At 53.9% G+C, this 23,478-nt stretch carries 16 protein-coding genes; 10 read left to right on the top strand and 6 right to left on the bottom strand.

The window, feature by feature from the left end; translation table 11 throughout:
* Positions 1–107: 107 nt before the first annotated feature.
* Positions 108–257, bottom strand: coding sequence for a hypothetical protein (locus tag HU175_RS07750; RefSeq protein ID WP_176566045.1), 150 nt, complete (start codon positions 255–257; stop codon positions 108–110).
* Positions 258–348: 91 nt separating this feature from the next.
* Entirely contained in the window at positions 349–3,489 is a 3,141-nt protein-coding gene (locus tag HU175_RS07745) for a cellulose binding domain-containing protein (protein WP_176566044.1), read from the bottom strand.
* A 986-nt stretch (positions 3,490–4,475) separates the two neighbouring features.
* On the opposite strand from HU175_RS07745, the gene HU175_RS07740 reads away from it, so the two are divergent.
* The 4 genes from HU175_RS07740 (at position 4,476) to HU175_RS07725 (ending at position 7,916) form a co-directional block, all read left to right on the top strand.
* Entirely contained in the window at positions 4,476–5,681 is a 1,206-nt protein-coding gene (locus HU175_RS07740; RefSeq protein ID WP_218037017.1) for a LysM peptidoglycan-binding domain-containing protein, read from the top strand.
* 29 nt (positions 5,682–5,710) lie between these two features.
* Positions 5,711–5,923, top strand: coding sequence for a hypothetical protein (locus HU175_RS07735; protein ID WP_176566043.1), 213 nt, complete (start codon positions 5,711–5,713; stop codon positions 5,921–5,923).
* Positions 5,924–5,988: 65 nt separating this feature from the next.
* Positions 5,989–6,765: a TIGR02757 family protein gene (locus tag HU175_RS07730; protein WP_176566042.1), complete on the top strand. Its 777-nt coding sequence runs from the start codon at positions 5,989–5,991 to the stop codon at positions 6,763–6,765.
* 116 nt (positions 6,766–6,881) lie between these two features.
* Positions 6,882–7,916, top strand: coding sequence for an aldose 1-epimerase (locus HU175_RS07725; RefSeq protein WP_176566041.1), 1,035 nt, complete (start codon positions 6,882–6,884; stop codon positions 7,914–7,916).
* A 67-nt stretch (positions 7,917–7,983) separates the two neighbouring features.
* Here HU175_RS07725 and HU175_RS07720 read toward each other — a convergent pair whose 3' ends face one another.
* Positions 7,984–9,519: an aldehyde dehydrogenase family protein gene (locus HU175_RS07720; protein ID WP_176566040.1), complete on the bottom strand. Its 1,536-nt coding sequence runs from the start codon at positions 9,517–9,519 to the stop codon at positions 7,984–7,986.
* Between the two features lie 147 nt (positions 9,520–9,666).
* On the opposite strand from HU175_RS07720, the gene HU175_RS07715 reads away from it, so the two are divergent.
* The 5 genes from HU175_RS07715 (at position 9,667) to HU175_RS07695 (ending at position 15,180) form a co-directional block, all read left to right on the top strand.
* The gene (locus HU175_RS07715) at positions 9,667–10,083 is read left to right on the top strand and encodes a hypothetical protein (RefSeq protein WP_176566039.1); all 417 of its coding nucleotides are present in this window, start codon (positions 9,667–9,669) and stop codon (positions 10,081–10,083) included.
* Positions 10,084–10,341: 258 nt separating this feature from the next.
* Positions 10,342–10,896, top strand: coding sequence for an RNA polymerase sigma factor (locus HU175_RS07710; RefSeq protein WP_176566038.1), 555 nt, complete (start codon positions 10,342–10,344; stop codon positions 10,894–10,896).
* Positions 10,893–11,708, top strand: coding sequence for an anti-sigma factor domain-containing protein (locus tag HU175_RS07705; protein WP_176566037.1), 816 nt, complete (start codon positions 10,893–10,895; stop codon positions 11,706–11,708). Before HU175_RS07710 ends, HU175_RS07705 begins: the two co-directional genes overlap by 4 nt.
* Positions 11,709–11,799: 91 nt before the next feature.
* Positions 11,800–12,327, top strand: a complete 528-nt coding sequence (gene msrB, locus HU175_RS07700; RefSeq protein WP_176566036.1) for a peptide-methionine (R)-S-oxide reductase MsrB — start codon at positions 11,800–11,802, stop codon at positions 12,325–12,327.
* Between the two features lie 279 nt (positions 12,328–12,606).
* Entirely contained in the window at positions 12,607–15,180 is a 2,574-nt protein-coding gene (locus HU175_RS07695; protein WP_176566035.1) for a penicillin-binding protein 1A, read from the top strand.
* A 104-nt stretch (positions 15,181–15,284) separates the two neighbouring features.
* Here the strand turns inward: HU175_RS07695 and HU175_RS07690 are convergent, their stop codons facing one another.
* The 3 genes from HU175_RS07690 to HU175_RS07680 all read right to left on the bottom strand — a co-directional run bounded on the left by HU175_RS07690 (position 15,285) and on the right by HU175_RS07680 (position 22,325).
* Complete coding sequence (locus HU175_RS07690) at positions 15,285–16,472, bottom strand: aldose epimerase family protein (RefSeq protein ID WP_176566034.1); 1,188 nt, start codon at positions 16,470–16,472, stop codon at positions 15,285–15,287.
* A 64-nt stretch (positions 16,473–16,536) separates the two neighbouring features.
* On the bottom strand, positions 16,537–17,541 hold the full coding sequence (locus HU175_RS07685) for a family 43 glycosylhydrolase (protein ID WP_410528591.1): 1,005 nt from the start codon (positions 17,539–17,541) through the stop codon (positions 16,537–16,539).
* Positions 17,542–17,642: 101 nt separating this feature from the next.
* Positions 17,643–22,325 (bottom strand): translocation/assembly module TamB domain-containing protein, encoded by a 4,683-nt coding sequence (locus HU175_RS07680; protein ID WP_176566032.1) that lies wholly within the window; start codon positions 22,323–22,325, stop codon positions 17,643–17,645.
* Positions 22,326–22,457: 132 nt separating this feature from the next.
* Between HU175_RS07680 and tsaD the strand changes: the two genes are divergently transcribed.
* A complete protein-coding gene (tsaD, locus tag HU175_RS07675) occupies positions 22,458–23,471 on the top strand; it encodes a tRNA (adenosine(37)-N6)-threonylcarbamoyltransferase complex transferase subunit TsaD (protein WP_176566031.1) in 1,014 nt (337 codons plus the stop codon).
* Positions 23,472–23,478: the final 7 nt, after the last annotated feature.

Raw genomic sequence — 23,478 nt, 5'->3', positions numbered from 1 at the left:
TCGTTTCCAGCCCCGTTACAGTCAATGTTGCTTAGTACCGGGGCTGCGTTCAGATTTTATCGGGCGCATTGGTTGGTACGTTTTCAGCATCCTTCGCTACCCATTCCTTATGTAGCAGGCTCCCATTCTTTTCTCACAAAAGTAGTTGGCGAGAAAAACCGGCTGGTTGCCCGGAAGTAGCTGAGCTGTAGCAGAAAACCAGCCTGATTGGCCAGCGTATCTAGGTCGGTCAGTAGTGACTTGATCGTATCGGACAACGCGCGTACGCGAAAGGAAACACAGCAAAACGCCCCGCCGGAGTACACCAGACGGGGCGTTGCAACGGGTATCGGTTGGGGGAAGATCGACTTAGTAGGCTTTGAGCACCTTCACCGTTTGGCTTTGGTTGGGCGTGCTCACCTGCAACAGAAACAAGCCCCCCGCCTGACCCGCCACCGACAACTCATGCCGCTGTGTAGCCTCCGCGCTCGGTACCAGCTGCTGGCTCACCACCCGCCCCTGGGGCGTCAAAAGTTGCAGTTGTAGGGGTTGGCCTTCTGCTCCTGATACCTCAAAACCTACCTGATCGTTCTGGATGGGATTACCCAGTACCTTCACCGATAGCCCACTGCCAGCTTCCCCAAACGCTAGCCGAGCCGGTGCCCCCGCTGGCGGGGTGCCCCATACGACTTGACTGCCCGCCAGCACCACCACCCGGCTGTTCTGGCTGCGCTCCTGGGGCTGCTCCTGGTAGGAGTAGTCGTTGGCCTGGTTGAAACGCCCCCCGTCGGGCTTGCTGATCCGGTAACGAACGACACCCGTTGAGGCCCCCGGTGCCAGCTGACCGCCCTGATTGTAGCGGATCTCCAGATAATAATCAGCCCCACTAACGGGCGCAGGCAGTCTCACCAGCCGCGCGCTCACGTTGCCTTCGTCAACCTCCACCTGCAGCCGCTCGCTGCCGTCCGAGGTGAAGTAATAACGCGCTTTCAGCTCGCTGTAGTTGAGGGCCACCGTACCCTCGTTGCGCACCTCCAGCACCGTGTTGATCTGGGTGGCGTCCGCTCCGTTGCGGCTCTCGGTCAGCGCCCGCACCGATCGCACCTGAGCCCCTGAACCCGGCTCGATGCCCGCGATGAGCACCCCGTCATAGTAGGCCGTGATGCGCTGGGTCGCCGTTAGCTGGTCCCGCACCGGGTTGTAGGAGTAGTCATCGGGCTCAAACAGGGCACCATAGTCACTCTTGGCGAAGTAGGCCTGGATCGGCCCCGTGTTGGCCCCGGCCGCCAGATTGCCCGCCCCGGCCGTGAAGCTCACCTCCACGTAGCCGCTGGCCCCCGGCTGGACCGGGCTCAGCGGCACGTAGCGCAGCCGCACGTTCTGGCCCCCCACCTGGGCGTAGTTGACGTTGAGGTTACCCAGCGTGCCGCCGTTTTCGACCGTCAGATAGTAACGCAGGGTGAGCCGGGCGAGGGGCAGGGCGCTGCTGCCCTGGTTCTGCAGCACCAGCAGGGGCTGGATGGCGTTGTTGTCGGCGTAGTTGTCCACGTCGCGGTGCAGCACCGTCAGCCGGCCCTGTACGGTGACGGTGGCCGAGGTGGCCGGACTGGTGCAGCCCTGGGCACTGGTGCAGGTAGCGGAGTAGACAAACTGCCCTACCCGCTCGGTCGAGACCACGATGGGGCTGCTGGTGCCCGAGGTATTATTGGGGCCCGTCCAGTTGATAGTACCGGAGCAGCCACTCACCACCAGGTTGACGTTGCCCGAATTGACGTCAACGGTGACGCTGGACTGACCGCCGGGGTAGCTCTGGCCGGTTTGGGTGAGCAGCGTTGGCGTAGCGGGCGGAGTATTGACCGTCAGGCTAAAAGCGGTGCTGGTCAGGCTCCTACACCCATCGGTAACGACGGCCAAATACGAACCGCTCTGGGTGGGCTGCACGTTGGCCAGCGTGAGGGTGGCCGAAGCCTGGCCACTGAGCAGTGCCCCATCGTTGTACCATTGGTAGGTGCTCACCGTGCCGGTGGTGCTTACCGAAGTAGTGACGGTGGCCCCGGCGCAGACGGCCGAGCCGCTGGGGGGCTGCTGGATGATACTAATGGGATCTCCCTGATACTCATAGGCGCCCATATCGATTTGGCTTTGGTTGTAGCGACGCGGGTTACCGGCCAGGTCGGTGGTGGTGGTGTTGGCTGCGTTATTGCCCGCGTTGATGGCGGGTGCGCAGGCATTGAGCCGGGCATCAGTGGTACTGACAAAGGGTGAAGTGCCGGTGGTCCGGTTGTTGCCTCCATCGGCGTAGCCCGTTACGCCCGTCTCGAACAAGGAGTACGTCGCTGACACGCTGGCCCCATCGATATTATAAATTGAATTTCCATTCCCGTTGCCGAAGAATACACAGTTGGTCAGTACCGGATTACTAGTGCCACCATTACCCCCACTGTTGATCATGGCCCCGCCGGAGCCAGCCGAGTTATTCTGAAACGAGCAGTTGGTCAGCACCGGCTTACTAGTGCCACCATTACCTCCATCGTTGATCATGGCCCCGCCAAATTGAGCCGAATTGCTCTGAAACGAGCAGTTGGTCAGCACCGAATTACTAGTGCCATTAACTTGCCCATTGTTGTAGATGGCCCCGCCGGATGTTGCAGCCCGGTTATTCTGAAACGAGCAGTTGGTCAGCACCGGATTACTGGTGCTACGAAACCCACTATTGTTGATGGCCCCGCCGTAGTTCGCCGAATTGCTCCGAAAGGAGCAGTTGGTCAGCACCGGATTACTAGTGCCATTACCTTCCCCAAGGTTGTAGATAGCCCCGCCGGAGCCGCCAGCCGAGTTATTCTGAAACGAGCAGTTGGTCAGTACCGGACTACACACCTTGTTGCAGATGGCCCCGCCGGAGCCAGCCGAGTTATTCTGAAACGAGCAGTTCTGCACCGTGGGGCTGCACACATATTCAACTCCACCATCATTGTACATGCCCCCGCCCTTTTCTTCATTATTGCTACCGTTAGCGTTACCGCTGGTGACGAGAAAGCCGTCCAGCACCGCGCTAGTAGTCAGGCCCTGCGGGTTGAAGATGACATGGTAACTGTTGTCGTTCCTGTTCCCTGCGATGCCGATGTCGCCACTCAGGGTAGTACTGGATGGATTGCCGCTGACCGGGTTAATGGTAGGGCGCTGGCTCAGGTCAGCTTCACTACCCGCGAAGCCGCCGTAGATGGCCACCCCATCCTTCATAGCGAAGCTTACCTTACGGTCGGTGTTGCCCGCCGGGCCGGGCTTGTAAATGCCCTGAGCTACCCAGACCTGCTGACCGCTGCTACTGGCATTAATCATCGCCTGCAGGTCCCCACTGGCGTTGGCCCAGCTACTGCCATTACCCGTGCCCGCGGGTTTAACATAGCGAATGCTCTGGGCCTGAGCTAGCAGCCCAGTGCTCAACAGCAGCAGGAGCAGACTGAACGCCTGCCGGCCGAACCAGGAAAAAGAAGGTAAAGAATGGGTCATAATGAAATTAGTTAATTGGTTACAAACGGAAATCAGTAACGGGTGACGTTGTCGGGGATAAGGCATGGTCCTACCCTACAACTGCCCCACAGCGGGCGGAGACAGACCGGTTGACGCAAACAGGAAAACAGTTATGAATGGGTTGGGTAGAACAGAAAGCGAAAAAAACCGCAGACATTGACCAACGAATCGTCAGTCGGAAGTAAGTATTTTTCCGGTGGACAATGTCTGTGCAAGTCTATAGTATAGCTACCAGAGCGATGTGCATATTTCGCCCAAATAGGTGCACATTTTGCTCACCACGACCCAAACCAGCGAAAAATGGCCAAAAATGACAGGTTTTCGGGCTTCGGACGACTCGCAGATGATTTGCCACGGTTTTTCTGCAGCAGCCATATTCTCACCCCGCACGGCAATAAACAGGGGGTTTGGTTATGAAGATTTTATAAATTTTGACGGCGGAAAGGGCGACTCTTCTGTAGGAAAGAGTAAGGAGAATCTGTTTTCTAAAGGTGCTACACCTCTGACAAAACAGGGATAAGCAGCCGAAACAGGATAATCAGTTCTGACTAGAGTTTAAGCTGCCTGACGGTATTAAGTAGGCTTCCCCGGTTCGATCTAATGCAGTACTACTGGTCTGCTGGCGCACCAATCTTGCAACGCATGACCACTACATTCAGGCCGCGGTGGCAGACCACCCGTTATCACTAAGCAATCGGCCGGGCAGGATCAGCAACACGTTCGTCTGGTCAGAGGGGCGGCCAGTTTTATAACGGTCCGCCAACTGGCGTCGCAGCGGTTTGGTCAGGTTGAGGACAAAGAGAGGCTCAACGAGACGGGTGGGATAACACCTTCCTGTGCTGACATCTTGCCCTTTTTAAGTGCCTTTAATCTGAAAAACTAGCCACATTTTCATTAATTTTACCAGTGGCATCCTCAAACACTGCCAGCCGGAAACATTTTCCGCCGTTTACAGCGGCTAACCCATGAAAAAGATCGTTATGCTTGCCGCTTCCCTCCTGTTAAGCGGCACCCTTTTCACGACTGCCTTGCAAGCCCATCCGGGTTTACCTAGTTATAAGGTCGCCGTTGATTCAATCGGCATCGAGAAAAAAGATGGGAAACTTTTTATCCTACACAAAGTCACGGAAGGCCAGACCATGTATGCCGTAGCCCGCCGGTACGGCAGGGCGGTTGCCGAGATTAAAGCAGCCAACCCCGGCGTTCCGGACGCTCTTCGCTACAATCAGGTGATCCGGGTGCCCGTTCCGGAAGGGTCGATCAGTCGGAAGCAGGAAAAGGCGCTGACGAAGGCGATCCGGGAAGAGGAAAAGATGAAGAAGCGCGAGTCCAAGGCAAAAGAAACGGCTAAAGCGGAGCCAGCCGCTAAAGTTGAGACGCCGGAAGCCAAAGCGAATAAAGAAATTAAGAAATCGACGGACCCAACCCAATCGGACATCCACGTGGTTGAAGCGGGCCAGACCCTCTACAGCCTCGCTCAGCGGTATAACGTGTCGCAGAGTGATCTGCGTAAGTGGAACAACCTGACCTCCAACAACGTCCTGATTGGTCAGGCGCTGATTACGTCGGAGAAGGCGTACCAGGCCCGTACGCCGTCGACTCCGTATAAAGCAGCCGCAAAAACAGCGGATTCGTCAACCCGAAGCACGAGAACCACTCCTGAACGGACGCCTAAAGCTAGCCGCCCGGAGCCGAAAACCGAGCCAAAACCAGAAGCCAAGCCGGAGCCGAAAACTGAAACCAAAACTGAGTCAAAGCCGGAGCCCAAGACCGACCGGCCAGCTCCTGAAGCAGCCCGGCCGGAAGCGCCAACCCCCGCCGTTACCCCAAAGCCCAGTGACGACGTTGTGGTCGAAACCCCACGGGCGGGTAATGACGCCCCGATGCCTACGCGCGGTCGGCGGATTTCCAGCAGCGGTATTGCCGAAGAAATTGAAGGGAGCGACAATTCCGGCAAATACCTGGCGCTGCACCGCTCGGCCCCTATCGGATCGCTGGTGCAGGTACGTAACGCGTTCAACAACCAAAGCGTCTGGGTTAAAGTGGTAGGCCGGCTGCCGGATACAGGCGTGAACGACAAGATTCTAATTAAGTTGTCAAGTCAGGCGTTTACGAAACTTTCGCCTAACGACCAGCGTTTTCGGGCTGACGTAAGTTACATTGTCCGCTAAGGATTAAGCCAGCCAATCAATCTCAAGTTATGGAAAACAAGGAAGAACGTATTGCCCGCCGACATCAGGAACGTGATGCGCAGATGAAAGCCACTCCCGGCTACGTAACGTTCAACATCATGTTCATTCTGGCGTATCCGTTCATCGCCGTTTTCACGTTTGTCATGTCCAGCCTGCTGGCGGTTTTCTCCGGCGTTTCGCGGGCAGCTGCCTGGGTTGTGAGCGGGGGCCGTTCCCGTTAGTTTCGTATACCCGCCGAATCACACTGCTCAGCGGGTTTCCCTGCTCAGTTGCCAGGGCATTTCCTATGGATTTTTCTTCCCTCGCCGACTTACTGAACGCTAAAGCGGATCAGTACAATCGCCCGTCGTTTATTGAACGCGACCCCATCAGTATTCCGCACCGGTTCAGCCGGAAACAGGATATCGAAATCATGGGCTTCTGGTCGGCAATGCTGGCCTGGGGACAGCGGCCCGTAATTCTCAAGAAATCGGCGGAGCTGGTTACGCTGATGGATGGTGCTCCATACGACTTCATCCGGAACCACGAAGAAACCGACCTCAAACGGTTTCTGTCCTTCAAACACCGTACGTTCAACGCTACCGACGCGTTGTATTTCCTGCATTTCTTTCACCAATATTACCAGCAGCACGACTCGCTGGAGGAAGCTTTCCTGAGCAATCCAGCGTCGGCGTCCGCCGAAACGGTTGAGTCAGCTCTGATCGGCTTTCATGATCGGTTCTGCTGCGATCCGTTTTTCCCTGACCGTACGCGCAAGCATATTGCTACGCCCGCCCGCAATTCATCCTGCAAACGGCTGCTGATGTTTCTGCGCTGGATGGTTCGACGGGACGGGCAGGGGGTCGATTTCGGGGTATGGACGCGATTACGTCCCGAACAGCTGGTCATGCCGATCGATGTGCACGTCAACCGCGTAGCCCGGAAACTGGGCCTGCTCACCCGCCCCCAAACCGACTGGAAAGCGGCTATCGAACTAACGCAGACGTTACGCCAGTTTGATGCCAATGACCCGGTGCGGTACGATTTTGCGTTGTTCGGGCTTGGCGTTGAGGGCGAGATGTAATCGTCGGTTTCTGGTTAGCCGTTTGTTTCCGCTGCAGTTTGCTAGTTTTGGCCAATGCCGGGCAAACAATATCCGCGTTGAATGGCTTATTAGGCTATCGACTTCTCTAACTAATTATGCCTTTCCAGATTACCACTCAGCCTTTTGGCCCATTACCGTCGGCAACAGAGCCAATCACCGAATACATCCTCGAACATACAGAGTCAGGCGAATTCATTACGGTATTGCCCGGCTTTGGCGCTACGCTTCGACGGTTGGTGCTTCGGAAGGGCGACAAGCTTTTTGCCCTTCTTAAAACACCGGAATCACCCCAGGCCCTGGTTGCCGATGAAACCCACGCCAGTGCGCTGCTCTATCCGTTTGTTAGTCGCATCCGGCATGGGATCTACATGTTTGAAGACGAATCCTACACGCTGAAATTAAACGAAGCCAGTCGCGACAACGCCATTCACGGCTTCGTTTATGACAAAGAATTCACGGTAGTCGAGCAGGAAGCGACCGATACGTCGGCCCGGCTTACCATGCAGTACGATTACAAGGGTGAGTTTAGCGGTTACCCTTTTCCATTCCTGTTAACTATTACGTATGAGCTGGTTCAGGCGGATCTGCTGAAGCTCGGAAGCGCTCACGAAGAGGATAAGATGTCGGCGTTACGTATCAGCTACTCCGTTCGGAACACCGGTCCAACCCGCTGCCCGGCGGCCTTTGGCTGGCACCCGTATTTCATGTTCTCCGAAGAACCCATTGATAACCATCTGCTGGAACTACCCGGCCGGACCGAGATTTCGCTGGACGCCAAGACCATGCTGCCAACCGGGCATTACGATCGGGTAGCCGCCGAACGCCTGGATTTATACGACAACGTGCTGGATACACCGTTTATGATTGAACCCACGGGGCAGCATCCCGATAGCAGTACTTTCGCCGAAACGTCGCTCATCTCCGCTAAGCATAACATACGGCTGGTTATGGGTCAGGAAACCGGAGAAGGCAAATTGAACTACATGGTCTGTTTTACGCCCCCCAAGCGCGATAGTATCGCTATCGAACCACTGACATCAAACGTCAATGCCTTTAATAATGGCGAAGGGCTTACCGTCCTTCATCCCGGCGGAGACCTCTCCGGCAACATCTGGGTGCGTCTGGACTAAGCTGTTTTCGGACAGGATTACAGGCTTCGCGAGTCAATCCTGTAATCCTGCCCGAAAATAATCTCGTCTATAACGCAAATGAGATTCCCTGCGCCAGCGGCATCGTCGTACCGTAGTTGATCGTGTTGGTTTGTCGGCGCATGTACGCTTTCCAGGCATCCGAACCCGATTCCCGGCCTCCGCCGGTTTCTTTCTCCCCGCCAAAGGCCCCCCCAATCTCGGCGCCCGACGTGCCGATGTTCACGTTGGCGATACCACAGTCGGACCCGGCAGCCGCCAGAAACTGTTCAGCCTCGCGCATGTTCAGGGTGAAAATGGCCGATGATAATCCCTGCGGCACCCCATTCTGCTGGGCAATGGCGTCTTCGAGCGAGTGCGCCCGCAACAGATACAGAATAGGCACGAAGGTCTCGCGCTGGACCACCGGCCATTCGTTCTGGGCTTCGGCAATGCAGGGTTTTACGTAACATCCCGATTCGAAGCCAGGGCCGTTCAGCACACCAGGTTCAACGACAAAGCGTCCACCGGCCTGCCGAATTTCGTCAACCGTTGCCTGGTACTGACGAACCGCCTGCTGGTCGATTACCGGACCAACATGAAAGGATTCATCCAGTGGGTTACCGATGCGGATTTGTGCGTACGCTTTTTGCAGCCGTTGTTTAACGTCGTCGTAAATGCTGTCGGCGATAATGAGTCGTCGCGTTGTTGTGCACCGTTGCCCCGCCGTACCTACCGCGCCAAAAACAATGGCCGGAATGGCCAGCTCCAGATCGGCATGTTCGGTAAGGATAATGGCATTGTTGCCGCCTAGTTCCAGCAGGCTGCGTCCCAGACGGCCAGCAACAGCCTGCGCCACGGCTTTTCCCATACGGGTGCTGCCTGTTGCCGAAACCAGTGCCACGCGAGGATCGTTAGCCAGCCACTCGCCCACTTTATAATCACCTGTTACCAGACAGGATACCCCTTCGGGAACATCGTTCGCCCGGAGTACGTCGCCAATAATCTGCTGGCAGGCCAACGCCGTCAGGGGCGTTTTTTCGGACGGTTTCCAGATGCAGACATCACCACAGACCCAGGCCAGCATGGCATTCCATGACCAGACCGCTACCGGAAAATTGAAGGCGGAGATAATGCCTACGACGCCCAGCGGATGCCATTGCTCCATCATTCGGTGCGAAGGACGTTCCGACGACATGGTTAGCCCGTAAAGCTGTCGTGACAAGCCAACCGCGAAGTCGCAGATATCAATGATTTCCTGCACCTCACCCAGCCCTTCCTGCAGCGATTTACCCATCTCGTAGCTCACCAGCGTGCCTAATTCACGTTTGTATTGCCGGAACTGCTCGCCCATTTGCCGCACAATGTCACCCCGGCGGGGAGCCGGAACCTGCCGCCAGTTTAGAAAGGCCGCCTGAGCGGTGGTAACAACCTGGTCATAATCGCTACGGCCGGACGTGTAGACGCGAGCAATTAATTTGCCATCAACCGGCGACTGCGAATCAATAGTTTTTCCACCGCTGGCGGTATCGGCTGGCCAGAATTGCTGCCCGGTACTGGTGCCCGGCTTGATGGGCTGGGTTGGTGAGGGGAGAATCGTCTGCATATCTACAGGAATTTAAGCAAGATAAAACTGCTGGTCATCAGCAGGAAACCTAAAAACGGGAATAAACTTTTCGTTGAAAACGTGGTTCTAAAAGGATAGTTTCTTTATAAAAAACGAATTAACGTACATTGATTACGTACCAACGTCATGAAAATCGCACACACACTCAGCCTAGCCATAACTGGTCTTATTCTAACGGGCACCGTTAGTCTGGCGCAAACCCCTACCCCAACCCCTGTAGCGCCCGTCGGCACACAGTCCTCATCAACTATTCCACAAGGCACGGTTAAAGACGATGCGATGTACACACAGTACGTGGAAAAAGACCAGGACGGCAAAAAGAAAAAGAAAGCCAAAAATCAGACCGGCAGCAAGATGACCAACGGTCAGGCTAGTAAAGAGAAACAGCTTTATCGGGAAAGCTCAACTAGTGACGGGACAGCTATCAACAACAGCAATACCACAAACTACAACAGCAATAACGTAACAACGGCTCCTACGGGCGCAGGAAGCGTGCCCGTTCCGGCTACAACCCGCCCTAACAGCACCACTCAGCCGAATTAATAGATTCAGTCGCACATTTAATTATGCGTGAACTGTTTCCTTTTAATTTTTTAATAGTAGTTTTCGCAAGCATGTCTGACATTGCAGAAAAAAGTAACGGGTAGATAACCGGTCATACTGATCCATCCACCCGTTACTTTCAATGCGTTAATCTGTCTGTAACGCACCGAACCTATTGGTCAAGCATGTTATTTGCAGAATAGAAAAGCCAGTTATATTCGGGCGAACACCTGTACTTCTTTTACCTAATATCCCTGCGTGAAACGTCAGTCTTCTTTAATCTCGGAAAGTGTCCTGATCGAGAGGCTTAACCAGCACGATCAACAGGCCTTTCAGTGGCTCTATGATCAGTACTCGCCGGCCTTGTACGGGGTGGTACTTCGCATTGTACGCGATGAAGACCAGGCCCAGGATCTTTTACAGGACATCTTTGTCAAAATCTGGAAAAATCTGGAGTCATATGACGCCACCAAAGGACGTTTGTTTACCTGGATGCTGAACGTTTCGCGCAATACGGCCATTGATGCGCTGCGTTCGCGCAAAACACAGCCATCCAACGAAATCCGAACCGACGAGGATAGCGTACATATAGTTGATCGTCAACATAACACTGAACAGCCGAATCCAGACCACATCGGCCTTCAGGATGTTGTGAAGCAATTGCGCCCGGATCGGAAAGAACTTATCGATCTCGTTTACTTTGGGGGATACACGCATGAAGAAGCGGCCGAGGAGCTGAATCTTCCGCTGGGAACCGTCAAAACCCGTATCCGGGCTGCGTTGCATGAATTGAAGCAACTATTTAAGTCATGAACGTAGCGGAATACATAACATCAGGTATTCTTGAATCGTACGCACTTGGCACAGTGAGTGACCAGGAACGGCGCGAGGTCGAGTGCCTTTCGTCTATTTATCCCGACATACGTAGGGAAATAGACGAATTAACGGAAGCTCTTGAAAAGTATGCCCTGGCGCAGAGTGTCGAACCACCGGCGTCGGTCAAAGAAAAACTCCTTCAACAGCTGGAATTTCCGGCATCTGAGCCGAGCATTGTACGCCCGATGTACCCCAGTGAGCCCTTATCCGGACCTACTTTCAGGACGACCTGGCTGGTAGCGGCCTCGGTAGGTCTGCTTTTGCTGGTATTTTCGTTTTATTTATTTTCTCAGCTACGGAGTAATCAGGAGGCATTGGCCAGCCTGCGTACAGCCAACGAAACGCTGAAGGCCGAAAGCCACCAGTTAAGCGACTGGCAGAAACAGCAGGATCAGATGATGGCTCTGCTTCGTCAGCCGGGAACCCGTACGCTTGTCTTACAGGGTAACGACAAGGCCCCCAAAGGCGAAGTACTCGTCTTCTGGAATGCAAACTCCCGCCAGGTAGTTGTCAACGCGTCCGCACTCCCCCAGCTCGGGCCCGATCAGCAGTACCAGCTTTGGTCGCTGGTTGACGGTAAACCCATCGACGCCGGGGTATTCGACGTAGCACAGTCCGGTCGGGTTGTTCAGCAACTGAACCGGCCTATTGCCCGGTCCGATGCTTTCGCTATTACGGTTGAAAAACGGGGTGGCAATCCAACGCCAACCATGGCTACACTGCTGGCTATGCAGCCCGTAAATTCCTGAACGATTGGTCCATTGTCGCTGTTTTATCTGTGAACGGATACGTGCCTTATAGCCTCGTTCACAGATAAAACAGATGTTTAAACAACAACCTATGAACTCTACCCTGTTAACCTGGCTTTCGGCTTGGCTGTTAGTCGGTTTTACCCTTTTTACTATTTGTTCTCCCACCATTTCCGGTGCATCTGCCGAGCCATCTGTCACGTCACCTAACCAAACGCAGCCCGGTGGTCGCAAGGTCGTTAAGACGGACGCTGAATGGAAGAAAATACTAACGGCTGATCAGTACGCAGTGCTTCGTAAAGAAGGCACCGAACGCGCCTTTACCAGTCCGCTCAATGACATCCATCAGGAAGGTACGTTCTATTGTGCAGCCTGCCATAACCCCCTGTTCTCATCGAGTACCAAGTTCGATTCTGGTACGGGTTGGCCCAGCTTCTACAAACCCATTTCCAAAAACGCGGTCGATGAGAAAACTGACAAGGCCTTTGGTATGGTTCGGACCGAAGTTATCTGCAACGTATGCGGAGGACACCTCGGTCACGTTTTCGACGATGGCCCCAAACCAACCGGCCTACGGTATTGCATGAATGGCATAGCTATGACGTTTGAGAAAAAATAAAGACCAAACTACGGTATTTGCTACGTTAGAGTTAACGATAAGCCGTTAACTAAGTCATTAATTCTGAGCCGGGCTGTGTGAACAGCCCGGTTTTCATGTATTAGATCGCCCGAAAATACGTTATATTTGACGCCCGACCTGTTCAATCAACCGACCTGCCGCCTTTCGGTGAATAGAACGCTTTCGGACAAAAATCGGCTGGATTAATCGCGGCAGCAGTAGGCGCTACAGTAAAAAATCTGCTGACCAGCCAACTTAGAACATATCGACCAAGAATGTATGAGTGAATACAGGAAGCGACTCCAATCGGTGAGACACGCCTTTGGATCATTCCGGCAACGCCAGCAACAGTTAGGCAGAGGCATTGGCCGCCAGATTAATCGTCAGACCCGTCGTATTGCTGGCGAAGAGCGGGTAAATTCCTGGACGGCGGCTTACAACGAGTATTATGGTAGTTTTCGCTCGTTTGTCCATCGGTATATTAATCCAGACAGCTGGTATTACCCGTATTTGAAAAAGGGCACCAAAATCGTGCTTGGTCTTTTCCTATTTCTGGGTCTGTACGTCTTCACACTGAATTACAACTTTCTCTGGCTGACGGGTGCCATGCCCAGCGTAGAAGAGCTGAAGAACCCAAAACTCAACCAGTCGTCGGAGATCTACTCGCAGGATGGGGTTATGATTGGCAAATTCTACGCCGAGAACCGGACGCCTATCAAATACGAGAACATTCCGCAGCACCTGATCAACGCGCTGGTTGCCACCGAAGACGTCCGGTTTTACAAACACGGCGGGGTTGACGGCCGGTCGGTGGGGCGCGCCGTTGTGGGCGTACTGACGGGACGAAGCAGCTCGGGTGGTGGCAGCACGATCACGCAGCAGCTCGCCAAAAACCTGTTTAAAACCCGTCGCAAGACATCAACGGGCCTGCTTACCCGAATCCCGCTCATTCGTACGATCATTTACAAGTCGAAAGAATGGCTGATGGCTCTCAAGCTGGAACGGAACTTCACGAAGGAGGAGATTCTGACGTACTACTTCAACACGGTAGACTTTGGCAGCAATTCGTTCGGGCTTAAAACGGCGGCCCGTACCTTTTTTAACAAAGCGCCCGACAGCCTGAACGTACAGGAAGGCGCGGTACTCGTTGGGCTGCAAAAGGCAACAACAGCCTACAATCCACTTAAAAATCCGAAACGCTCCAAAGAACGCCGGGACGTTGTTATCGGCCAGATGGCGAAGTACAACTATCTGACAACTACCCAGGCTGATTCCATCAGCGAACTACCACTGGTCACGGATTTCACGCCAGAGAACCCCTATTCTGGCCCCGCCAGTTACCTGAAAAATGCCGTTCAGGACCAGGTAAAAAAATGGGGGGAAGAAAACGGCTACGACCTATACACCGACGGGCTTCGTATCATTACGACCATCGACTCCCGGATGCAGACCTACGCCGAACAGGCTACCGATGAGCGCATGAAACAGTTGCAGCGCACGTTCGATAACCACTGGCGCGGCCGGAACCCCTGGACGGATGAAGATGGTAACGAGATTCCGGGCTTTATCGACTCTGTCGCCCGGCGGACCGAACGGTACAAGAGCCTGGCCCGACGGTTTCCGAATGATCCGGATTCGATCAACTACTACATGAAAGTCCGCAAGTACAAAATGCGGGTATTCAGCTGGAACAGCAAGAAAGGGTACGATTCAACGAACATGACGCCGTATGACTCCATTGCCTACTACAAGCACTTCCTGCAATCAGGAATGGTGGCAATGGACCCGCATACGGGCTACGTCCGGGCCTGGGTTGGTGGTATCGACTACGATTACTTCAAATATGACCACGTTAAGCAGGGCAAACGGCAACCCGGCTCTACGTTCAAGCCGTTTGTGTACACCAGCGTTATCGACGATACGTTGCTTAACCTCAGCCCCTGCGACCGGATTCAGGACAAACCCTTCCGGAAAGAGTACCGCGAAAATGGCGAAGATAAGGTATGGGAGCCCCGTAATTCAACAGGCTACTATTCCTATTCAAACCTCACGTTACGCCGGGCAATGGCGCGCTCGGTCAACTCCATAACGGCCCATCTTACTGACGAAGTAGGTCCGGAGCGGGTAGCTCAATACGCTCATCGCATGGGTATCAAGAGTTCGCTTCAGGCCGTACCCTCTATCGGCCTCGGGTCGTCGGACGTATCGCTGTACGAACTGGTAGGGGCCTACTGCACGTTTGTCAACGACGGCGAAGCTATCGATCCCATCATCGTTCAACGGATTGAAGACCGAGAAGGAAAGGAAATTGAAAGCTTTACGCCCACCCGTCAGCGCGCGATCAGCGAAGAAACGGCTTTCCTGATGCGCTACATGCTGCAGGGTGGTCTGCAGGAATCGGGTGGCACGTCGCAGGCCTTGTGGTCGTTCGACCTGTTCAAGAACAAAAACGAGATGGGCGGCAAAACGGGAACTACGTCCAACAACTCGGACGGCTGGTTCGTGGGCGTATCCGAAAATCTGGTTGTTGGCGCCTGGGTAGGTGGTGATGATCGAAGTATCCACTTCCGCTCGACCGATATGGGCGAAGGAGCCAAGACAGCGCTGCCGCTGGTGGGTACCTTTCTCGAAAAGGTGTACAAAGACCCTAAATTCAAAGCATTGCAGGGGCCTTTTCATAAGCCAACCATTCCAATCACGAAAAATTACCTGGACTGCGGCTACTCAGACGATGAGGTTGAGAGTGAGTCAGATTCCACGAATGTGGACGCTGTTGGCGATTCAACGCTGGCCCCCGTCATTCCAGGGCTGGACCCCACCGCCCCACCAGATACGACAAACCGACCACAGTAGGGGTTGACACAGACAAAAAGCGGGGCCGCTCCCAAGAGCGGCCCCGCTTTTTGTCTGTGCTTTTTTGCCATCCCGACCAAAGGGCCGGTCCGATAGAAAAACGATCACTTCACTGTTGAAAACCGATACTCAGTCGTTTGTTTGTACGTCTGTCCTGGTTTTAGAATAGTAGTTGGATACGACGGGTGGTTTGGCGAATCCGGGTAGTGCTGCGTTTCCAGTGCGAAGGCTTCCCGGAAGTTGACAGGCTTACCGTATTTTCCAGTATCGGCCCCCTTGAAGAAGTTACCACCGTAGAACTGAACGGCAAGTTCGGTTGTCAGCACTTCCATCCGGATACCTGATTTGTCGCCGATAATTTCAGCCGCTGTCGCGAACTCGCCTTCTTTTTTGTTCAGTACCCAGTTGTGGTCGTAGCCCCCGCCGAACGTCAGCTGCTCGTTTTTCTCCTCAACCCGGGATCCGATTTTTGTCAGTTTTCTAAAGTCAAACGGCGTACCGGCGACAGCGACAGGATCGCCCTGCGGAATCAGGCCCTTATCAACCATCGAGAACTTATCAGCTACCAGCATCAATTCGTGGTCGTTGATGGTACCACTGGCTTCACCGTTCAGGTTAAAGAAGCCGTGGCTGGTTGGATTGTACGGAGTGTCTTTATCAGTCGTGGCCGAATAATCAATCTTCAGGCCGTTATCGTCCGTCAGCGAATAGGTTACTTTTGTTGTTACGGTGCCGGGGAAGCCGCCTTCGCCGTCTTTCGATACGTAGGTTAGCTCCAGCGTTTTGTCATTTGGCTGTTTAGCCTGCCAGACGTGGTTATGAAAACCAGTCGGACCACTGTGCAGTGTGTTGCCGTTGTTGTTCAGCTCGGTCGAATACGTTTTGCCATCGAGGGTAAATTTCCCTTTAGCAATACGGTTACCGAACCGACCCACGATTGGTCCATAAAATGGTTCACCTGTTTTTTTGTATCCTTCTAGACTCCCAAAACCAACAGCTACGTCGGTTGGCATTCCGGCTTTATCGGGAACGATAAGCCCAACAATACGCGCCCCGTAGTCCGTAATGGCAACCTGAATGTCTTTGTTGCGGAGGACGTAAAGGCTGGCTTTTTCGCCATTTATGTCTCCGCCAAAGGTGGCAGGATCGGGTAATTTAGCACGTAGCATGGCGGTGGTATCACCAGTCGCTACCGCGATAGAGTCAATTTTACGTTGTTCAGAGGTATTGGTTTTACAACTTTGCAGATAAAGCGCAGCGGCAATCAGAGCCGTCAAAGTAAGTCGTTGCATAACTAATGGGCAAACGGTTTGTATGGCATGTTTACTACGTAACCAAAGCCGGGCAGACCTGGTTTTACTGACCTGGCGCGGGCTGAGGAGTTTTGGCGACGGGGCTCCCAAAGTTAGGCGATCCGTCTGCATTCCAAGTAAACGGTTGAATATGGGGGGCACGTTTGTTGCCACAGCCATCCGTTGCCGACGGATTGGCGTGGTAAATCATCCAGTCCTGCTTCCCGTCGGGTGAGCGGAAAAAGCCGCCGTGCCCCGGTGCCCATACGCCTTTGTCGGGTGCTTGCACGAAGACAGGCTGCGGACTCTTGACCCAGTTAGCCGCATCGGTCAGCTCTCCTTTGCCGGTATAGGTCAGCAGACCCAGGCAATAGTCCAGCCAGCAGGCGTTAGCCGAGTACACAATAAATAGTTTGCCGTCGTGCTGGAGGAATTCAGGGCCTTCGTTCACGTAGATTTTGGGCACCTCGCCGTTTTTCTGCCACTCCTGCGGTACGTCGCCGTGCTGTTCCCATGGAAGCTCGGGTCGGGAAATCAGTACCCGATCCGTAGCCAGCGTCCAGGGATTTTCCAGGCGAGCCAGGTAAATGTTCTGTTGTCCATTCGTAGCGCCCTCCCAGCCTGACCAGACGGCATAGCGCTGGCCATTAAACTCCGTCACCGACATGTCGATAGCCCAATGGTCGTCTTTATCCCCTATTTTCCCTTTCATCACCCATTCACCGGTCATGGGATCAGGCGAAGTGTTTTCCAGCACCCACATCCGGTGGGTGAGGTTATTCTTTTCATCAGCAGCTACGTAGATGTACCATTTGCCGTCGAAGGAATGAATTTCGGGTGCCCAGAGATCACGGGAGTAGGGCTGATCGGCCGGTGGTGTATAGATGATCTTACGTTCGGCCATGGCCAGATCAGCCATGTTTCTGGTACGCCAGAGCGTCAGGTTCCGCCCCGTTGTGTTCATGTAGTAGTACCAGCCGTCTTTCTGCAGGACCCAGGGGTCTGGACCGGACTCTTTTATTGGATTAGTAAACGTCTGTTGAGCAAACCCCAGAGGCCCTGTCAGCACAAAACCAAGCGAAAGAAGCCCAACTATCCGACGAACGGAGGAAAGTGCGAAAGAAAAACTTAACATGGTGCTAGAAGCCAACACCGAACGACATCTACCCGTTAGCGGCCGTCACGACCGGGCGCAGAGAAGATGGTGACGGGTGTTGGTACCGGCGCTGGCGCCGTGTCCGTGTCGGTCTCCGCGGCAGGTTGCACAGGTGTCAAACCGGGTGTTATCCGTTTCGCACCAAAGATTCGGTTAAACGAACGTGTGTATAGAAAGCTCAAACCACCCCCTGGCGTAATGGTCGTATTGAGGCTGTACTGGCCGAAAACACTCTGCTGATTCCGGTTGTACATTTTAGCCCGGAAACGGCCATCGGGCGTAATGAAATACTCCAGCGTCCACTCGCCCAGCAAACTGGCTGCGTTGGTCTGGCTCTGTCCGTACGTAAACCCACCGTCGCGGCTGATCCGTAGCCGATCGTTCAGGAAGCGGTAGGAAAATCGGAGCTGAAGGTTATTCAGCAGATTTTCGTTCTGGGTTCCCCCCGTCTGAAAGCCGCCAAATGACACACCCACGTCCAGATTCTCGTCCAGATTTGATGCCAGGCGGCTAATTTGGTTCGATAGCAACTCGCCTACGCTGTTAGCAACACCAGCGTTAACCTGGTTCTGGTCGAACAGGCCAATGCCTTCGGGCAAGAGCTGGTTGAACAGTAGGACGCTGCTTACCTGCCGGGTCAATTCTTGCTCGTTGCTTTGCAGCCGCGACTCGAAGGCGATTACTGCCTGCCGAAAATCGGACGAAGCCGGATATTCTTTAACGTCCAGATCGTAGCTGATGGCCGGAGAAGCCAGGTCGCCAGTCAGTTTGATGAGCAGATCAACGGGGTATCGGCGCGACTGATCCGTCCGGTTAGCGGTTCCCGTCGACGTATTGTTGTAAGCCGCCATCAGGGGCGACAGCGAGGTATACTGCGTGTAAGCCGCTGTTACGTCCAGCAGCGCCCCGTAAGGATCACCGGTCCAGGTAATGCGGCTGTTAGGCCGAATCTGAAAGCGTTTGTTGATGACATTCTGAAAAGTAAAGGTGTACTCGCCCTGTTGAATTTCGTAATTCCCCGTCATCGTGAAGTCGCCCTTGGTATCGACCTTCATGGCCAGGCGCCCTTGTCCATAGGCGCCCATCAGGTCACCCGTTTGCCGGTTGAGCTGGATTTCGCAGTAGGCATCAGGCGTTACGTCGAAATTAAAGTCCATCTGAATCCGTGACAGGTCGATGATGGATGAGCTGCTGGCCAGACTCGTCGAATCACTGTTGGCACCATCTTTTTTGCCAGTAGTAAAGTTCACGAATCGAATCTGCTCATCGGTCGCGACTTCTGTAGCAGCATCCAGCGGAATGTAGATGCGGGTGCCTTTGTTACTGGCCACGTTGGCCCGTATCATCAGGTCGTTGAGAGGACCGTACAACTCTGCTTTGCCCGTTACCACGGCCTGACCGTAGAAAAGATCGTTGTCCTTGGCGGCTGTATTCAGGATCTGAAAGTTCTTGAAATCAGCGTCAAAACCCAGCGTAAAATACCGGAAATTGTCGTGGTACACCCCGCCCCGGATGAGCGCCGTATTGCCGCGGGCATCACGCAGTGTCAGCTTCCGGGTGATAATCTCGTTATCGCCAAAATAGACATTATCGTCGAACAGAAAATCGGCTTTCAGATAATCAAACCGCCCGCGTCCGCCTTTAATGGCCAGCTGCCCGTTCAGCCGTGGTGCCAATGGCGTTCCGGCAACGGCTACCTGTCCACTCACCAGCCCCCCCAGGTTCGAAAACAGTCCCGTAGTGAATGCTTCCAGAATATGCAGGTCGCCGTCGTTGACGCTGGCCGTGAGGGCCAGCGGATCTTTTTTCAGTTTGGGCGTGTAGGTTCCCAGCAACGTCATGGCGTCGGTACCATTCCGATTTACGCGCACGTCCACGTTCAGGCGCTGGGCCTGCTGCTCCCATTCGCCCCGGCCGCGCACATCGCCCACCAGCGTCTGGTCGTAGGTAAGTTTATTCAGGGTTAGTTCACTTTCCACGATGGGCATCTCATACACGTTACGTACTGACACGTTACCGTTCAGTGTGCCCCCTAAACTTGTTTTGAGCAACGGGTTGAGCGATTCGAGCTGGAAATTCCGGGCTTCCAGTTTCAGGCGCTGTACCGAATCGGCCGACAGTTTACCAGAAGCCTGAATGATCTGATTCTGGTTCAGCATCGACAGATTCCGGATAGTGTACTCATCCCCTACTTTGCGGATCAGGCTCTGCGGATTCAGAATCCAGTCGGCATCCAGCAGCCGAACATCCGACTGCCGAAACGTCAGATCAATAGCATCGCCTTTGAACCGCAGCTCACCTTTCAGATCGGCCCGGTTGCTGCTACCCGTCTGTTCCAGGCTGCTCGTAAAGTCGATATGATCGCCCGCCCACGACGCTTCGGCCTGCAGGTTGCTGGTGGGTACCAGCCGAATCATTTTCTGCTGCTGCGACGCGATGACCACCGATGCCAGGATGTCTTTACTGTACGTAAATTTAGACGACGTGAGATCCAGTTCACTACGCCCAAATTCCAGTGTGTTCAGCCGCAACGAATCGACCCAGGCGGTAGCCGTCAGGAAGGATGTATTGCCCATCGTGAACCGACCTTCCAGACGGGAATTTGGCGCTACGTAAACCGACGGACTCAGGAAAGCCAGCAGCGGAGTGGTAGCTTTAGTAATAAGCTGGTAATCAATGCTGTATTTTGACGGGGTAGTCGGATTTTTCTGGGCTTTCTGCAGTTTACCCGCATAGTATGCCTGCATCCCCGCGTCGTCGCCCGCAAATCGTAGCTGGTACTCTTTCGCCAGTTGAGTTAGATCCGAAAAGGTGCGCTGGGGCTGAAAATTTCCCTGCAGACGCATGGTCAGAAACTCCGAGTCCAGATAAAAATAGCGCTGTGTACCCAGGCTGTCCGGCCGTTCGAGCGACGAGATAACCGACAGCGTATCGATAGCCAGTTCCCGTTTGTTCATCGTTAGCAGCGACTTACTGAACGAAGCACTACCGACGATATCATCCAGCTTATTGCCTTCCAGCTGCACATTGAGCCGGGTCTTTATGTTTAGCGAATCAGTCAGATAACCCAGTGCCCGCAGGTCAGCGTTCTGAACGATCCCGTGCAGGTCATAGCGATCGCGAGGCCCTGTCAGGTCAAACTCCCCGTTCAGGTTGAAGGACAGGTTCGGATCACGGAGATTCAACTGCCCCTGAAAAAATGCTTTCTGCAGGTTTCCCTGTACCGTTACGTTCTGATAGGGATATTTCTGCCAGGTAAACCGGCTCAGTTGCCCATCGACGTCCAGGCTGGCCCGTTCCAGGCTGGTTCCCCGCCCCGTAAGCCGCGCAACGCCATCCAGTTTACCGAACTCGTCCGGCTGATCGATAAACTGGCCCAGGTCCAGGTTTCCCGCTTTCAGGTTAGCCGTGTACGTTGTCTGATCGCCGTTATCGGCCAGCCTCAGGGCCAGGTCTCCCGTTACGGTACCAATGGCCGTCTGGAAGTTCCCTTTCGTGCGGAAGTCATCAAAAGCCCCCGCAAACGTAGCGTCGAAGGCTACTGTGCCCAGCTTCTGAATGGTATGGTTAAACGACGTATCAGGATAATACTGCCGGATATCGGCCATATTGACGACCGAAGGCGTAAAGGCGAAATCGACAGTCGTTTTGTCTATGTCCGGCAGTCCTTTCCAGGCGATATCCCCCGCCAGCCGACTACGGCCATTAGGACCAAAACGCAGATCGGTATGCCGCAGCCGGAAATCTTCGACGGTTCCGCTAAAATTCGTGGTCAAGTACCAGGTCTCGTCCAGTTCGCGCAGGTAATCAGAGAAGAAGCCCAGGTCTTTCGACTGAACCCGGCTATTCCGGAAATTGGCCTGCATCAGTACCTGACTATTGAAATGACTAAAGGCCGATGGTTTCTCGTACAGAAACGTAATGTTGTCCCGAATGACAGAGTTACCGATGTGAGCATACAGCCTGCCCAGCTCCATTTTCGTATTGCAATAAAGAAACTTGGTATCCAGCTGCCGTATCCGCAACCGGGAGTCGCGGTCAATCCCCGTCAGTCCTTTGGCATCGAACGCAATCGTGTCGCCCAGTACCAGAAAGTTGCTCACCTCGGCGGTCAGGTTCTGGAGCGTGAAGTGATCGTAATCGAAGCGATTTTTATTCTTGAGAAGCGGTTCGCGCGGGTCAAACAAGGTGTATTTCCCGTCGACCAGATGGATATGCGCTATCGTAAACGGTACGTTCTGATTCGGAATGCTGGGTTTTGTCGGGTCTGACGTTAGCTCTTCAATACGAGCAATAAAGTCATCCAGGTTCGTATCGCCGTTCTTCGGATTTTTAATCATTCGCACATCCGGCCGGTACAGGACAACTTCGTCCAGGTGCAGGTTATGCGCCGAGGAATCGATCAGATTACGAAGGTTGTAATTTGCATCGAGTCGGCCAACCCGAATCATAGGGCGCCCCTGCCGGTCCTGAATCAGTACCTCCTCCAGCGTCAGCGAATCAAACCACTTGATCGATGCGTATTTGATCGAGACAGGAAATTCCAGCTTGTCCGACACCCGCCGGGCCAGTTCCTGCGCCAGTTTGGTTTGCACCAGCGGAATCTGGAGGCCCAGTAAAATGCCAAACGTAAGCCCTACCACCGTCAGAAACAGGTAGAGCAGCGTTTTCAGAAATATGGCAAAAAACTGACGCATCCAGAATGGAAATGCCTAATATACAACTATTAACAAAAAATCAGCACCCTATAGATTAACAACAGAGGGAACGGTTTAGCGGCTTCATTCATTATACACCTTACAGAAATCAATATGTATTAGTTTTGTACGGTGAATATTTTAGCCATTGAGTCTTCCTGCGACGAAACATCGGCGGCCGTTTTAGCTAACGGGCAACTGTTGTCCAATGTTATCGCAACGCAGTTGATTCACGAACAATACGGGGGGGTTGTTCCAGAATTGGCCTCCCGCGCACACCAGCAGCACATTTTACCGGTCGTAGAACGGGCGCTGGCGGATGCAAATATACCCAAATCCGACTTGTCGGCGATTGCGTTTACCCGCGGACCGGGCCTTTTAGGTTCATTACTGGTCGGTACGTCGTTTGCCAAAGCCATGGCGCTGGGTCTGCAGATTCCGTTGATTGAGGTTAACCATATGCAGGCACACGTACTGGCCCATTTTATTGATGAGCCCGGTACGTCCCGCACTAAGCCTACCTTCCCGTTCCTGTGCCTGACCGTGAGCGGAGGACACACGCAAATCGTACGGATCGACAGTCCACTGGAAATGACCGTCATTGGACAGACCCAGGACGACGCCGTCGGTGAAGCGTTTGATAAGTCAGCCAAACTGCTGGGATTGCCTTATCCCGGTGGTCCGTTGATCGACAAGTATGCGAAAGAAGGAAACCCGCTGGCGTACCGTTTCCCCATGAGCGAGATGCCGGAACTGAATTTTTCGTTTAGCGGCATCAAAACGGCGATTCTGTATTTCCTGCGGGATCATACGAAAACCAATCCCAATTTCATTGCCCAGAATCTTTCTGACATCTGCGCTAGTATTCAGCACACGCTGATTCAGATGCTGCTGAAAAAAGTGAAACGGGCTGCGCAGGAAACCGGTATTCGGCAGATTACCGTTGCGGGGGGCGTGTCGGCCAACAGTAGTCTTCGTGCGTCACTCACCAAGCTGGGCGATGAGCTGGGCTGGCAGGTGTATATTCCCCGGTTTGAATACTGTACTGACAATGCCGCAATGATTGCTATGGCCGCCAAGTTCAAATATGACCAGGGCGATTTTACGGCACAGGACGTTAGTCCGCTGCCCCGTATGAGTTTTTAACTTCCAT

Source organism: Spirosoma sp. KUDC1026, assembly GCF_013375035.1.
Taxonomy (GTDB): Bacteria; Bacteroidota; Bacteroidia; order Cytophagales; family Spirosomataceae; genus Spirosoma.
Note: the sequence above shows the minus strand (reverse complement) of the source record. Positions and strands in the feature narration are given on the sequence as shown.

Bases quoted from the DNA above. Each gene is read 5' to 3' on its own strand.
- HU175_RS07705 (WP_176566037.1), top strand. From the start codon at position 10,893: ATGAACGTAGCGGAATACATAACATCAGGTATTCTTGAATCGTACGCA.
- HU175_RS07695 (WP_176566035.1), top strand. From the start codon at position 12,607: ATGAGTGAATACAGGAAGCGACTCCAATCGGTGAGACACGCCTTTGGA.
- HU175_RS07740 (WP_218037017.1), top strand. From the start codon at position 4,476: ATGAAAAAGATCGTTATGCTTGCCGCTTCCCTCCTGTTAAGCGGCACC.
- HU175_RS07715 (WP_176566039.1), top strand. From the start codon at position 9,667: ATGAAAATCGCACACACACTCAGCCTAGCCATAACTGGTCTTATTCTA.
- HU175_RS07730 (WP_176566042.1), top strand. From the start codon at position 5,989: ATGGATTTTTCTTCCCTCGCCGACTTACTGAACGCTAAAGCGGATCAG.
- HU175_RS07735 (WP_176566043.1), top strand. From the start codon at position 5,711: ATGGAAAACAAGGAAGAACGTATTGCCCGCCGACATCAGGAACGTGAT.
- HU175_RS07680 (WP_176566032.1), bottom strand. From the start codon at position 22,325: ATGCGTCAGTTTTTTGCCATATTTCTGAAAACGCTGCTCTACCTGTTT.
- msrB (WP_176566036.1), top strand. From the start codon at position 11,800: ATGAACTCTACCCTGTTAACCTGGCTTTCGGCTTGGCTGTTAGTCGGT.
- HU175_RS07745 (WP_176566044.1), bottom strand. From the start codon at position 3,489: ATGACCCATTCTTTACCTTCTTTTTCCTGGTTCGGCCGGCAGGCGTTC.
- HU175_RS07720 (WP_176566040.1), bottom strand. From the start codon at position 9,519: ATGCAGACGATTCTCCCCTCACCAACCCAGCCCATCAAGCCGGGCACC.
- HU175_RS07690 (WP_176566034.1), bottom strand. From the start codon at position 16,472: ATGCAACGACTTACTTTGACGGCTCTGATTGCCGCTGCGCTTTATCTG.
- HU175_RS07725 (WP_176566041.1), top strand. From the start codon at position 6,882: ATGCCTTTCCAGATTACCACTCAGCCTTTTGGCCCATTACCGTCGGCA.